The 12,999-nt window shown below is 67.9% G+C and carries 12 protein-coding genes and 1 tRNA gene; 5 read left to right on the top strand and 8 right to left on the bottom strand.

All coding sequences use genetic code 11. The features are described 5' to 3' along the window. Positions 1–18 precede the first annotated feature (18 nt). The 6 genes from P9849_RS00080 to P9849_RS00105 all read right to left on the bottom strand — a co-directional run bounded on the left by P9849_RS00080 (position 19) and on the right by P9849_RS00105 (position 7,621). On the bottom strand, positions 19–1,731 hold the full coding sequence (locus P9849_RS00080) for a protein kinase (RefSeq protein WP_278267731.1): 1,713 nt from the start codon (positions 1,729–1,731) through the stop codon (positions 19–21). Then, entirely contained in the window at positions 1,728–3,188 is a 1,461-nt protein-coding gene (locus tag P9849_RS00085) for a penicillin-binding transpeptidase domain-containing protein (protein WP_278267732.1), read from the bottom strand. The genes P9849_RS00080 and P9849_RS00085 overlap by 4 nt, the downstream gene beginning before the upstream one ends. After that, the gene (locus P9849_RS00090) at positions 3,185–4,654 is read right to left on the bottom strand and encodes an FtsW/RodA/SpoVE family cell cycle protein (RefSeq protein ID WP_278267733.1); all 1,470 of its coding nucleotides are present in this window, start codon (positions 4,652–4,654) and stop codon (positions 3,185–3,187) included. Before P9849_RS00090 ends, P9849_RS00085 begins: the two co-directional genes overlap by 4 nt. Beyond that, a complete protein-coding gene (locus P9849_RS00095) occupies positions 4,651–6,327 on the bottom strand; it encodes a protein phosphatase 2C domain-containing protein (protein ID WP_278269182.1) in 1,677 nt (558 codons plus the stop codon). Before P9849_RS00095 ends, P9849_RS00090 begins: the two co-directional genes overlap by 4 nt. Positions 6,328–6,389: 62 nt before the next feature. Then, positions 6,390–6,881, bottom strand: coding sequence for an FHA domain-containing protein (locus P9849_RS00100; protein ID WP_278267734.1), 492 nt, complete (start codon positions 6,879–6,881; stop codon positions 6,390–6,392). Further along, positions 6,878–7,621, bottom strand: a complete 744-nt coding sequence (locus P9849_RS00105) for a DUF3662 and FHA domain-containing protein (RefSeq protein ID WP_278267735.1) — start codon at positions 7,619–7,621, stop codon at positions 6,878–6,880. Before P9849_RS00105 ends, P9849_RS00100 begins: the two co-directional genes overlap by 4 nt. 339 nt (positions 7,622–7,960) lie before the next feature. Between P9849_RS00105 and P9849_RS00110 the strand changes: the two genes are divergently transcribed. Beyond that, a tRNA-Leu gene (locus P9849_RS00110) sits at positions 7,961–8,043 on the top strand. A 128-nt stretch (positions 8,044–8,171) separates the two neighbouring features. Here P9849_RS00110 and P9849_RS00115 read toward each other — a convergent pair. Next, complete coding sequence (locus P9849_RS00115; RefSeq protein ID WP_278267736.1) at positions 8,172–8,768, bottom strand: TetR family transcriptional regulator C-terminal domain-containing protein; 597 nt, start codon at positions 8,766–8,768, stop codon at positions 8,172–8,174. 77 nt (positions 8,769–8,845) lie between these two features. On the opposite strand from P9849_RS00115, the gene P9849_RS00120 reads away from it, so the two are divergent. The 3 genes from P9849_RS00120 to P9849_RS00130 all read left to right on the top strand — a co-directional run bounded on the left by P9849_RS00120 (position 8,846) and on the right by P9849_RS00130 (position 10,633). Continuing rightward, entirely contained in the window at positions 8,846–9,394 is a 549-nt protein-coding gene (locus P9849_RS00120; RefSeq protein ID WP_278267737.1) for a DUF1992 domain-containing protein, read from the top strand. Positions 9,395–9,498: 104 nt separating this feature from the next. After that, entirely contained in the window at positions 9,499–9,930 is a 432-nt protein-coding gene (locus tag P9849_RS00125; protein WP_278269183.1) for a VOC family protein, read from the top strand. 25 nt (positions 9,931–9,955) lie between these two features. Further along, entirely contained in the window at positions 9,956–10,633 is a 678-nt protein-coding gene (locus tag P9849_RS00130) for a helix-turn-helix domain-containing protein (RefSeq protein WP_278267738.1), read from the top strand. Here P9849_RS00130 and P9849_RS00135 read toward each other — a convergent pair. After that, complete coding sequence (locus tag P9849_RS00135; RefSeq protein WP_278267739.1) at positions 10,630–11,313, bottom strand: TetR/AcrR family transcriptional regulator C-terminal domain-containing protein; 684 nt, start codon at positions 11,311–11,313, stop codon at positions 10,630–10,632. The genes P9849_RS00130 and P9849_RS00135 overlap by 4 nt on opposite strands. Positions 11,314–11,483: 170 nt before the next feature. Between P9849_RS00135 and P9849_RS00140 the strand changes: the two genes are divergently transcribed. Continuing rightward, positions 11,484–12,884: an NAD(P)/FAD-dependent oxidoreductase gene (locus P9849_RS00140; protein WP_278267740.1), complete on the top strand. Its 1,401-nt coding sequence runs from the start codon at positions 11,484–11,486 to the stop codon at positions 12,882–12,884. Positions 12,885–12,999: the final 115 nt, after the last annotated feature.

Consider the following 12,999-nt stretch of genomic DNA (forward strand, 5'->3'; position numbering starts at 1 on the left):
GCTCGGGGCGGCCAGGACTCAGGGAGTGGGCGAGCCCGAGGGCTTGGGCGTCGGGGTGGTGGGCGGCTCGGAGGCGGTGATGGTGAACGTCACCGTGCTGCCCTTGGCCACCTCGGTGCCCGACGGCGGGTTGAACGTCACGGTGCCGGAGGACACCGAACCGGAGCCCGCCTGCGGGACGAGACCGGCGCTGGTGAGCGCCTGACGGACCTGTGCGTCCGTGACCGTGCCGTTCAGATTCGGAACAGCGACCATCTCCGGGCCGGTGGAGTAGGTGACCGTGACCTTGCTGCCCTTGGCGACCGGGCCGGCCGGGTTGACGTCGATGACGGTGCCCGAGGCCTCCTTGTTCTCCACACCCTTGGCGTCCACCTGGAGGCCGAGGGCGATGAGCTCGTTGCGGACCGTGTTGATGTCACGGCCGTTGTACGCGTCCGGGATGATGTTGACGGTGTCCGGGGTGGACGGCGTCTCGCTCGGCGTGGGGCTGCTGGGCGTCTCCGACGGCGTCCGGCTCGCCGTGGTGGCGACTGTGCTGGGCGGTGTGACCGGGGCGCTGGAGGTGCCCGACTTCGGGCTGAAGAACCCGGCCGAGCTCAGCCACACACCCAGGAAGATCAGCACCGCCAGCACGGCGAGGATGATCAGCGGCCAGATCCAGGCGCTGCGCTTCTTCTCCTCGCGCTCGGGAGTCGGCTCCTCGTAGTCCTCTTCGTCGTCGGTCAGCCAGTTCCGCTCAGCCGTCAGCTGCTCGGGAGGGACGACCGGCAGGGCGGAGGTCGCCGTCGTGGCGCTCACGGGAGGGACCACCGTGGTGGCCGCCGTCTGCTGCACGTCCACCGGAGCCGTGATCGGGCCAGTGGTCGACTCGAACAGGAGCATGCCGGGCACCGCGCGGTGCGCCGCGTCGATGTCGCCGCGGCGGATGGCCTCGGCCGCCTCCGCGAGCTTGAGGGCGTCCGCCGGACGGTTCGCCGGATCCTTGGCCAGCATCGACATCAGGAGGGCCCGGATGGGCTTGGCCAGCGAGTCCGGCAGGGGCGGCGGCGCGTCATTGACCTGGGCGAGGGCGATCGCGATCTGCGATTCGCCGGAGAACGGGCGGTGGCCCGTGAGGCACTCGTAGCCGATGATGCCCAGTGAGTAGATGTCGCTGGAACCCGTGGCCGTCTGGCCAGTGGCCTGCTCCGGCGCCAGGTACTGGGCGGTGCCCATGACCTGTCCGGTCTGCGTGAGCGGCACCTGGTCGGCCAGGCGCGCGATGCCGAAGTCGGTGATCTTCACGTGCCGGTCCGGCGTGATGAGCAGGTTGCCCGGCTTCACGTCACGGTGGACCAGGCCCTTTTCATGCGCGACGGCGAGGGCCCGCGCGGTCTGGGCGATGATGTTCAGCGTCAGGTCGGGGCTGAGGACGTGCTCGCGCTCGATGATGGTCGACAGCGGCTCACCCGGCACGAGTTCCATGACGAGGTAGGCGGAGCCGCCTTCTTCGCCGTAGTCGAAGACGTTCGCGATGCCTTCGTGGTTCAGCAGCGCCGTGTGACGGGCCTCGTTGCGGAAGCGCTCGAGGAAGCCGGGATCGCCCGTGTATTCCTCTTTGAGGATCTTGATGGCGACCGTGCGCCCCAGGACCTGGTCCTGCGCACTCCAGACCTCGCCCATGCCACCGATGGCAATGCGCGTGGTCAGGCGGTACCTCCCGCCGAGAGTGATTCCAGACGTTGGCCTCACTTGTTCAACACCGCCTCAAAGAGTTTCTTCGCGTTAGGACTGGTCAGTTGCGCTCCGGTGGCCGAGTTCACGCCGTGGAAGGCGAGGGTCACGACCACCTGGGGATTGTCCGCCGGGGCAAACCCGGTGAACCAGGAGTTGTTGTAGTCGTCCGCCGTGAGCTCGGCGGTGCCGGTCTTCGCCGCCACCTTGACCCCGGGGATCGCGGCCGGCGCGGCCAGACCGTTGTCCACCACGCCCACCATCCAGTCGGTGATCTGGCGGGCGACCTCGGGGCTCGTGGCGGTCCGCAGCGGCTCGGGCTTGTACTCGGCGAGCACGCGCAGATCCGGAGCACGGAGGGCCTTCACGAGCTGCGGCTTCATCTGGACGCCGCCGTTGGCGATGGCGCTGGTCAGCATGGAGATCTGCAGCGGCGTCACCTGGACGTTGTACTGGCCGATGGCCGACTGGGCCAGCTGCGGCTTGTCCAGATCGGTGGGGAACCGGCTCTGGGCGTACTGCAGGTCCAGCCGGTCGCCGAGATCCTGGCCGATGCCGAAGTTCTTCGCCGTGTCCGCGATCTTCTTCTCGCCCAGGTCCAGCGCGATGCTGGCGAACGGGGTGTTGCAGGAGTTGGCCAGGGCGAAGTCGAATCCGGCCTTGTCCTTGGCGTAGCACTGGCCGCCGCGGTAGTTCGGCAGGGTGTACTGCAGGCCGGGGAAGGTCATCTCCGCCGGGTTCGGCAGCACCGAGTCCTTGGTGTATTTGCCGGATTCGAGGGCGGCCGCCGTGTCGATGAGCTTGAAGACGGATCCCGGAGCCATGAGCGCGCCCGTGGGACCGGAGACGTTCTGGTACAGGTTGATGCCCTTGGTGGCGTCCAGCTTGGCCTTGGCGGCCCGTGCCGCGTCGTCGTCCAGGGTCGCGACCGTGTTGGGGTCGTAGGACGGCTTCGAGACCATGGCCAGGATCGCGCCGGTCTTGGGGTTCTGGACCACGGCGTAGCCTTCGATGTCATCCGGGAGGAGATCGTAGGCGAGCTTCTGGATCTTGGGGTCGATCGTCGTCTCGACGTTGGCGCCCTGCGGCTGCTTGCCGAGGAACAGCTGGCGCACGCGTTCGAGGAACTGCTGGTCCGAGTCGCCGGTGAGGGCGCCGTTGAGCTGGCGTTCCAGGCCGGTGGACCCCGTGCTGCCGTTGGAGAAGTAGCCCGTGATGCCGGCGTAGACCGCCCCTCCGGGGTAGCTCCGCTTGGACTTGCAGGATTCGTTACCGGGCACCGACTCCGCGATGGGCTGGCCGCCGGCCAGGATGGTGCCGCGATCGCTGCACAGACTGCGCATGAGGGCGCGGCTGTTCAGGGCGTTGGTGTTGAGGTCCTGCGCGCCGATCACCTGGATGTAGCTGATGGCGCCTAACAGCAGGGCGAAGAGCGCGACGGTGGCGATCCACGCATTGCGGATGGACTGGTTCACGGGTGCACCTCCTGACCGCTCTGCGCCGTCTGACTGCTATGTGCGGTGCCCAGGGCGGGTGTGGCGGGCCGGGACGGGGCTTCGGCGGTGGCGGACGCGCCACCTGCGGGGGCCTCACCGTCTCGCAGCGGGCTGGTGTCGATCGGGCCCCGGGCCACATTGGAGATCATGAGCAGCAGGCCGACCACGATCCAGTTCGCCAGCAGGGACGAACCGCCGGCCGCGAGGAACGGCGTGGTCAGGCCGGTGAGCGGGATGAGCCGGGTGACGCCGCCGATGACCACGAAGCACTGGACGGCCATGACGAAGGACAGCCCGACGCCGAGCAGCTTGCCGAAGGAGTCGCGGGTGCCGAGGGCCGCGCGGAAGCCGCGGGTGATGAGCAGCAGGTAGAGCAGGACCATCGCGATCAGGCCGATGAGTCCGAGTTCCTCGCCGAAGGAGGCGATGATCATGTCGCTGTTCGAGTACGGGACCAGATCAGGGCGGCCCTGGCCGAGACCCGTGCCGAAGACACCGCCGTCGGCCATGCCGAAGAGGCCCTGCACGATCTGTCCGCTGCCGCCGAACTCGCGGTTGTAGACCTCCGGGTCGAAGGCATTGGCCCAGCTCTCCATGCGGTACTTCACGTGGGAGAACAGCTGCGATGCCACGATGCCGGCGACGGCGATGAGGACCACGCCGATGATGACCCAGCTGACACGGCCCGTGGCCACGTAGATCATCACCATGAACAGGCTGAAGAACATGAAGGACGTTCCCATGTCCCGCTGCAGGACCAGGATGCCGATGCTGACGGCCCAGGCCGCGAGCATGGGGCCCATGTCCCGGAAACGGGGGAACTGGAGCTTGCCCACCTTGCGGCCGGCGAGCAGGATCAGGTCGCGGTTGACCGAGAGGTACCCGGCGAAGAAGATCGCCAGCGTGATCTTCGCGATCTCACCGGGCTGGAACGTGAACGGGCCGAGCTTGATCCACAGATTGGCGCCGTTGATCTCTCCGGCGGACAGCCCGGGGACCAGCGGCAGCACCAGGAGGACGGCACTGGCCGCCAGCGAGATGTAGGTGAAACGACGCAGCCGTCGATGGTCGCGGAGCAACCAGATGAGCGCGATGGTGCAGGCCACGGCGATGAGCGTCCAGCGCAGCTGGGTGTTGCCGACGTCGCTCTTCGGGCCGTCCAGGCGGTGGATCATGGCCAGACCGAGGCCGTTCAGCGCGACCACGATCGGAAGAATGAACGGATCGGCATATTTTGCCCGGAGACGCAATGTTATATGCACCGCGAGGGATGCAACGACCAGCAGGCTCGACTGGAACCAGAAATCCTTGTTGAAGGAGTCCGGGTTGTTGATGCCGACCATCACGCTGGCGCCGATCCCGACCAGGAGGGCGAGGACCAGGAGCACCAGTTCGATGTTGCGGCGGGGCTTCACGACCGGCTGAGTGGCGGCGGCTGAACTCATCGGGCACCTCCACAGGCTGCGGGTGACGTGGCGGTGGCGGAGGGCGACGCCGAGCCGGATGGCTTCGGGCTCGCCGAGGAGCCGGGCTTGGGCGTGGCGGTGCTCGGGCTTGCCGAGCTCTTGCCACTCGGAACCGCCGACGGCGACGGGGACACCGTGGGGCACTGGCGTTCGTCGAAGTCGTGGCCCAGGCTGAGGTTTCGCACCACCAGCTCGGCGTCCGGCAGATCACGCGCCGGGATGGTCTCCTTCACCCGCTGCTGGGAGAAGGACGGCAGACTGCTCACCTGGATCTCCGTCACCGAGTGCACGGTGGAGAGCTTGATGGGTCCCAATTGCTGAGAGACGCCGTTGTAGATGGCCACACGGCCGTCCACCTCGCCCACGTAGTAGCGGGTCTGGGTCCAGGCGTACCCGAACCAGAGGCCGACGCCGAGGACGGCGGCCACCACGAGTGAGACGACCCAGCGGAACCAGCGACGGCGCGGCCGTGCCGCGGGCGCGACGGCCTCCTCATCGGTCTCCGCCTCCGAGCTCTCCTGCCGGTGCGTGAGCACGGTCGCCGCGCGCCGTGCGACGGCGCGGCCGGCGATGTTGGGGATCTTGCCCGTCTCGAGGGCCAGGGCCGCTGCTCCGACGAGTTCGTGGGGCCGGGCCTCCAGTTCCAGGCGGAGGACCTCGGCCGTCAGGTGGGCTCCGAGGTTGGGGTCGGTCCGGGTGTCCTCGGCGGGGGACGGGGTGAGGAGGACCGTGTTGATGCCTTCGGTGAAGGACGGGTCCGGGGCTGTCTTGCCGGGCTTGTCGCCGGTGTCGGCGCCGGCTTCTGTGCCGGTGTCACCGGGGCTGGTGGCGTCGGTGTCGCCGTCCGCAGGCTCAGCCGCGGCGGGAGTGGCGTCCGCAGCGGCGCTGTCCCCGGCTGCGGCGCCGGCGGCTCCGGCCGGTGCTGCGGCGGACGCGGAGGCGTCGTCGGTGATGATGTCCAGGACGATCACGGTGACGTTGTCCGGGGAACCGGCGGCGAGCGTGAGTTCGATGAGCTGATCGGCGGCGCGGGCGACTGACGCGGTGCCGCGGACCACCGCCTCCACCATGTGGTGCGGGACGAAGTTCAGGCCGTCGGAGCAGAGCAGCCAGCGGTCGCCTTCGCGGGCTTCGAGTTCGTTGAGGTCGAGTTCGGGGCTGGCGTCCACATCACCCAGGACGCGCATGAGCACGTTCTTGTGCGGGTGCGTTTCGGCTTCCTCGGGGCGCAGCCGGCCCTCATCGACCAGGCGCTGCACGAAGGTGTGGTCCACGCTGACCTGTTCGAAGGCGCCGTCGCGGAGGCGGTAGGCGCGGGAGTCGCCGATGTGGGCGTAGTTGAGCTTCCCGTCGGCCAGGAGCAGGGCCGTGACCGTGGTTCCCATGCCCGCCAGGAGCGGGTCGACATGGACGAGCTGGGAGAGGATCGAGTTCGCGGTCTGGATCTCGTCCGCGAGGACGGTTCCGGCGTCGCCGTCGTAGTCGTCATGATCCAGGTGGACCAGATCGAGCACGGTCGAGGCGGACGCGACGTTGCCGCCCGCGTGTCCGCCCATGCCGTCGGCCACCACGGCGAGGTGACGCCCGGCATAGGCCGAATCGTCATTCTTGGCGCGCACGAGCCCCACATCTGATCGTGCGGCGTAGCGCATGACGAGATGCGGCCGGGTCCCCTCGGGGCCCAGCTCTGCGGTCTTTTCCTCGGATGCCAAGGTCACGGCCTCAATTCGATGACCGTCTTGCCGATCCGGACCGGGACGCCCAGCTCAACGGGCAGTGCTCGGGTGAGCTGCTGATCGCCGAGATAGGTGCCGTTCGTGGAGCCGAGGTCCTCGATGAACCAGCGGCTGCCCTGAGGGAAGAGGCGTGCGTGACGTCCCGAGGCGTAGTCGTCCTCGAGGACCAGCGTGGCTTCCTGGGCGCGGCCCAGAAGGATGGGGCTGGACGCCAGGTCCAGGTGGGTCCCCGCGAGAGGACCTTCGGTGACCACGAGGTGGCGGGCCTGCTGGCGGGCCACGGGGGCCTGGGCCTGAGCGAGTTCGGGGTGCTTGCGGAGCTGGCGTGCGGTGAGGGCGCCGGTCTTGGCCGTGCCGCCGATCATGAGGTCCCGGCGCATGGCGGAGACGATGCTGAAGATCAGCACCCAGATCAGCAGGAGGAAACCGAAGCGGAGTGCCGTGACGGTCAGATCGCTGAGTTCATTCATGCGTTCCTCCCCGGGTTGACGGGAATGAGCCGGAAGATCATCCGGGTTCGTCCCATGGTGATGACCGAGCCGTCGGTCAGCTCCATGCTGCCGTTCAGCCGCTGGCCGTTGATGTAGCTGCCGTTGGTGGACCCCAGATCCACGGCCCAGCTGGCATTGCCCTGCGTGCGGATCTCAAGGTGCCGGCGGGAGACGCCGGTGTCATCGACCGGGATGTCGGCGTCGGAGGCGCGTCCCAGGATGATGCTGGCGGCGTTGAGCGAATAGCGCTGGTCGTTCAGATCCAGCACGGGCTGGACCTGGGTGGGCGCGCGGTCCGGGGCCGACGGCGGCACGGACCCGCGGGTCGGCGAGGGCGTGGCGCCCTGGGCCTTGTCCGCGCGGGACTGGACGGTCACGTCGCCGGGCTTGAGGGTGGGTTCGCGGACGAATGCCACGCGCACCGGCCCGGGCAGCGTGTACCCCTGGCTCTTGGCGTGGGCGATCACGACGTCGCACAGTTCCTCGGCCAGGGCGGTGCCCCAGTCCTCGGCGCGGGCGTAGTCGGTCTCGCTCAGCAGGACCTCGAAACTGTTCGGGGCGATGCTCCGGCTCGTGGAGACGGTCAGCACCTTGTTGTCCATTTCGCGGCGCAGGAGGCTGGCGATCTCGACAGGCTGCAGCTGAGCCTTCGAGCCACCGCTGAAGACGCCACGGACGGCCTTTTCCAGGCCGCGTTCAACACGATCGAGCAAACCCATGACGTACTCCTTTCCTCTCGCTTCCTCAGGGACATCACCCAGGGACGGCCGACGGCGAAGTGCCGGCCATTGAATCCGATACTACTGTCCAGGCTCCTTCAGCCCCTACCCCGGATCGCCTTAAACGCCCCGAAACGGCCGAACTCCCAGCAACTTCCCACCGGGTCTCCGCCCTGAGGGGGAGGGGCCGGATGCCAGCCGTGGGGCGGCGGAACGGGGCCTGCGGAGCCTGTGGCCCGGCGACCGAGAGGAAGGGACGGAACCCGATTTCACATTCCGGCTCCCTCATGGTTATGATTGTTCCCGTTGCTTTCACCGGTCACGGGGAAAGCGAAGTGCGCGCGAGTGGCGGAACGGCAGACGCGCTGGCTTCAGGTGCCAGTGTCCGAAAGGGCGTGGGGGTTCAAATCCCCCCTCGCGCACAAAGGGAAACTCCCGGTTCATTGAACCGGGAGTTTTTTGTTGTCCGGTCGGCTGCGGGAACGATGGGCGGGCTGGGTCGAGGACGCCCGGGCCGGGCGAAGGGTGCCCTCGGCCGCCGCCTTCGGCATCAATCCGTGAAGAGCCGGTCCAGATGGGCGTCGATGGCGCTGAGTGCCGCCGCGGGCTGGATCACGCCCAGTTCGAGGAGCGGGGTGAATCCGGTCAGCGCAAGGATCAGATCGGTCTCGACCTCCGGATCGCGGTCCTCGTCGATCTGTCCGTCCGCGATGGCCTGCCGCAGCAGATCGCGGACCATCGTCCGTCCGTCCCGCAGCCCCGCGCCGGCTTGGTCTCTGAGGGCCTCGTCGTGCAGCGCCTCCAAGACGTAAGCGGCATTCAGGCGACTGGAGGCGCGCGCTTCGGGGCGCAGGGGGAGCATCTCCTCGAGGACCAGCCGGAGCACCTGTCGTGGATGCGGCTGCTCGCCCAGCGTGGGCAGGCCTGCGGCGATCCGGTCCGATGTCGCTTTCGCGTCGAATCCCATGGCGAAAGTCAGCATCGCGGTGCGAGACGAGAAATAGTGCTGCAGCTGCCCGAGGGACACCCCGGCTTCCTGCGCCACCTCGCGCATCGTGGCCTTCGCCCAGCCGTCGCGGTCGACGACCCGCCACAGCGCGTGGGCGATCGCTTCCCGGCGCTCACGATGATCAACCAGTTTCGGCATGTGGATCCCTTCGTTTCAATACAAGTGACATAATACAGGTGACCGGTAAAGATTGGCGGCCTGCGTCAGGAGGAATCATGGCCGACCGTGACATCCCCTCATCGTTCTACAACCCTCATGCTTTCGTCTTCGATCCAGAAGTCGTGATCGCTCTCATGGCTGACGCCAGAATCCGTCAGGCGACCGAGCGTGGCGATTTCGACAACCTGCCCGGCGCGGGCAAGCCTCTCGATCTCACCCTGTACGACGACCCGGATTGGTGGCTGAAGAATCTCCTCCGGCGGGAGGGGTTCAGGCCGCCCCTGCCGCCGTCCATTCAGCTGCGGAAGGATGACGCCGCGCTGGACGGCGAACTCGACCGCATGTTCAGCCGGACTGAGGTCAGGCGTGAGGTGGAGGAGTTCAACGAGCGCGTGATCCGCGCCCGGTATGAGCTGCCGTCGGGCCCTCCGCTCATCACCATGCCGCGTGACGTCGAGGCGACCGTTGAGGCGTGGGCCGAGCGGAAGGCGGCACGGGTGGAAGAGGCCCGCGTGAGGGAGCGTGAAGAGCAGGATCGCAGAGAGGAGGAGCTCCGACGTCGCCGTTCGGCACGTCGCCGTCGTCTGTGGTTCGGCCGCCGCTGAAAAGTCCCGCCCCACCCGTTGACACCCGGCGTGCCGCGCGTCACGATGGAGTTACTTGCAAAAAGCAAGTGCCATCACAGCATCGGAGTATCGACGTGAGCACCATGATTTTCGTGAACCTGCCCACCAGCGACCTGGATCGGGCCAAGACCTTCTACACCTCCCTCGGCTTCACCATCAACCCGCTTTTCACCGATGAGAACGCGGCCTGTGTGGTGCTGGACGAGAACGTCTTCTTCATGATCCTGCGGCGCGAGTTCTTCTCCACCTTCACCACGCGTGAGCTGGTGGACCCCGCCACCCAGGTCCAGGTCCTCAACGCGATCAGCCGCGACTCCCGCGATCACGTGGACAGCACCGCCGAGGCGGGCCTCGCCAACGGCGGCAAGGAGCACCGCGACCCCCAGGATCTCGGCTTCATGTACTCGCGCTCCATCGAGGACCCGGACGGCAACATCCTCGAGTTCGTCTACATGGAGCCGCAGGCCGTGGAGAACGGCCCGGGCGAGCACGTGGCCGAGCAGGCAGCCGGCTGAAGGAACTGACGACAAGGAGAAACGCATGGCCGCGCGGAATTACGGCCAGTACTGCGGTGTGGTGCGGGCCCTGGAACTCGTGGGGGAACGGTGGGCGCTGCTCATCGTCCGGGATCTCCTGGTGGGCCCGCGCCGCTACTCCGATCTGAAGAACGGCCTGAGCCGCATCCCCACGAACATCCTCAGCGACCGGCTCAAGGAGCTCCAGGCCGCAGGGCTCGTGCGGCGCGTCCCCGTGCCGCGCTGCGGGCTGGTCTACGAGCTCACCCCCTACGGCCGGGAACTCGAGGACGTGGTGCTGGCGCTCGGCCGCTGGGGGTTCAAGGCCATGGGGGAGCCGCGGGAGGGCGATGAGGTCACCGCGGACTCCCTCACCATGGCGTTGCGGACGGCATTCGACGCCGAAGCGTCCGCGCGCACTCCCGCCACGGTGTTCACCCTCCACCTGGGGGACGTCACGCTCGTGGCGCGGGCGGCGGACGGGCGGCTCGACGTCGTCGGCGGGGCGGAGGCGCAAGCAGCCTCAGACGAGTCGGACGCCGTCGAATTCGCCGCCGGGCCTCAATTGCGGGAGCTGATCGCCGGGACGCTGTCCCCGGCTGAGGCGCAGCACTCCGGCGCCCTTCACGTGCTCGACGGCGACGCGCGCCTCCTCGAGCGCTTCACGTCTCTCTTCCACCTGGACGGAGCGGTGGCCGCCTAAGCGGGCGACGTCGCGGGCAGCAGGGCGCGGAAGCCGCCGATCAGCGCGTCGAGGCCCATGGTGAAGGCCCGGTCCGGGTTGCTTCCGCCTTCGGCCTCCTCGAAGCTGGCCACGGCCGAGGTGAAGTGCGGGGTCCGCTCGCCCTCGGAACCGGTGCTGAAGATGTCCGCCGGGGCGGTCGCGTCGTAGGCCGAGCCGAAAATGAAGGACTCCAGGGCGACGATGGCGGGGACGATCCGCGCCTCCGGGAAGCCCGCCTGGCGGAATCCGGCGCTCACCGCCTCGTACATGGCCAGCGTGCGCGGGGCGTCGGTCACCGGCAGGACCGCGATGATCGGGATGAGCGGAGTGTGCTGGGCGAAGACCTCGCGGTAGCTCCAGGCCCAGTGCCGGACGGCGTCCTCCCACGGCTCGCTCTCGAAGGCGCTCACATCCACCTGTGCGGCGAGATGGTCCTCCACGAGGATGAGGATCTCCTGCTTGTTCGTGACGTGGTTGTAGAGCGCGGAGGGGGAGACGCCCAGCTTCTTCGCCATGGCGGACATGGTGAGGCCGTCATACCCCTTGATGGTCACCAGTTCCAGGGCGGCGTGGACGATCGACTCATGGGTCAGGACGGCCTTGATGGGCCGGCCCACGCGCCGACGGGGGGCCTGGTCGTCAGTGCTGGGGGTACTCATGGGGATCCTCGTTGTTAAGGTCTGGGGCTTGCACCACTCTAGCGGGACGAACTTCTGCGGTCGGGGGTCTTTTGCCGGACGCGTCACATGGGTTATAGTCATTCTAAATGAATGGTGTTCATTTAGTGACCACGGTCACGGCACCGCTGACCCATCCACTTGGAGGAAAAATGCTCACTCTTGATCGCGACGTCGTGATCGTCGGCGCCGGCCCGTCCGGCCTGACCGCAGCCCGTCGACTCAAGAAGGCCGGCCTGAGCGTGGCCGTCCTGGAAGCGCGCGACCGTGTGGGTGGGCGCACCTGGACCGACACCATCGACGGCGCCATGCTCGAAATCGGCGGCCAGTGGGTCTCCCCGGACCAGACCGCGCTCATGGAACTCCTCGATGAGCTCGGCCTCGAGATGTACTCCCGCTACCGCGAGGGCGAGTCCATCTACCTGGGCGCCGACGGCAAGCTCAGCCGCTACACCGGCGCCAGCTTCCCGGTGAGCGAGGAGACCGCGGCCGAGATGGACCGTCTCACCGCCCTCATGGACGAGCTCGCCGCCGAGATCGGCGCCGAGGAGCCCTGGGCCCACGCGAAGTCCCGCGAACTCGACACCATCTCCTTCCACCACTGGCTGCGTCAGAACTCCAGCAACGAAGAGGCCTGCAACAACATCGGCCTGTTCATCGCCGGTGGCATGCTGACCAAGCCGGCGCACGCCTTCTCCGCACTCCAGGCGATCCTCATGGCCGCCTCCGCGGGTTCCTTCACCAACCTCACGGATGAGGACTTCATCCTGGACAAGCGCGTGGTGGGCGGCATGCAGCAGGTCTCGCTGCTCCAGGCCGCGGAACTGGGTGACGACGTCGTACTGGACTCCCCGGTCCGCACCATCAACTACACCGAGGACGGCAACGGCGGTTACAAGGTCGTGGCCGAGTCCGACCGCGCCGTGGTCAACGCCCGCTTCGTCATCATGGCCGTGCCGCCGAACCTCTACAGCCGCGTGTCCTTCAACCCGCCGCTGCCCCGCCGCCAGCACCAGATGCACCAGCACCAGTCCCTGGGCCTGGTCATCAAGGTCCACGCCGTGTACGAGACCCCGTTCTGGCGCGAGAAGGGGCTCTCCGGCACCTGCTTCGGCGCGGACTCCATCGTCCAGGAGGTCTACGACAACACCAACCACGAGGATCCCCGTGGCACCCTGGTGGGCTTCGTCTCCGACGAGAAGGCCGACGCCATGTTCGAGCTGAGCGAAGAGGACCGCAAGGCCGCCATCCTGGACGCCATCGCGGTGTACCTGGGCGAAGAGGCCAAGAACCCGTCCGTGTTCTACCTCTCCGACTGGGGCTCCGAGGAGTGGACCCGTGGCGCCTACGCCGCGAGCTACGACCTGGGTGGCCTGAGCCGCTACGGCAAGTCCCAGCACGACGCCGTGGGCCCGATCTACTGGTCCTCCTCCGATCTGGCCGCCGAGGGCTACCAGCACGTCGACGGCGCGGTCCGCATGGGTCAGAAGACCGCCGACCGCATCATCGCCGCGAATCAGGAACTGCGCCAGGAGGCCCTGAGCCAGGCCTGATCCAGGCCCCATCCGTCCCCGCTCCCGGAAGACCCCGGGGCCGGAGGCACGCCTCGCAACAGGCACGCGACGCCGCACCGGAGCTGACTCCCCGGTGCGGCGTCGGCGCTTAACG

The organism is Arthrobacter sp. Y-9, from assembly GCF_029690065.1.
GTDB lineage: Bacteria > Actinomycetota > Actinomycetes > Actinomycetales > Micrococcaceae > Arthrobacter_E.

Coding starts and splice junctions, on each gene's coding strand:
- P9849_RS00090 (WP_278267733.1), bottom strand. CDS start 4,654: ATGAGTTCAGCCGCCGCCACTCAGCCGGTCGTGAAGCCCCGCCGCAAC.
- P9849_RS00095 (WP_278269182.1), bottom strand. CDS start 6,327: ATGCGCTACGCCGCACGATCAGATGTGGGGCTCGTGCGCGCCAAGAAT.
- P9849_RS00100 (WP_278267734.1), bottom strand. CDS start 6,881: ATGAATGAACTCAGCGATCTGACCGTCACGGCACTCCGCTTCGGTTTC.
- P9849_RS00105 (WP_278267735.1), bottom strand. CDS start 7,621: ATGGGTTTGCTCGATCGTGTTGAACGCGGCCTGGAAAAGGCCGTCCGT.
- P9849_RS00115 (WP_278267736.1), bottom strand. CDS start 8,768: ATGCCGAAACTGGTTGATCATCGTGAGCGCCGGGAAGCGATCGCCCAC.
- P9849_RS00120 (WP_278267737.1), top strand. CDS start 8,846: ATGGCCGACCGTGACATCCCCTCATCGTTCTACAACCCTCATGCTTTC.
- P9849_RS00125 (WP_278269183.1), top strand. CDS start 9,499: ATGATTTTCGTGAACCTGCCCACCAGCGACCTGGATCGGGCCAAGACC.
- P9849_RS00130 (WP_278267738.1), top strand. CDS start 9,956: ATGGCCGCGCGGAATTACGGCCAGTACTGCGGTGTGGTGCGGGCCCTG.
- P9849_RS00135 (WP_278267739.1), bottom strand. CDS start 11,313: ATGAGTACCCCCAGCACTGACGACCAGGCCCCCCGTCGGCGCGTGGGC.
- P9849_RS00140 (WP_278267740.1), top strand. CDS start 11,484: ATGCTCACTCTTGATCGCGACGTCGTGATCGTCGGCGCCGGCCCGTCC.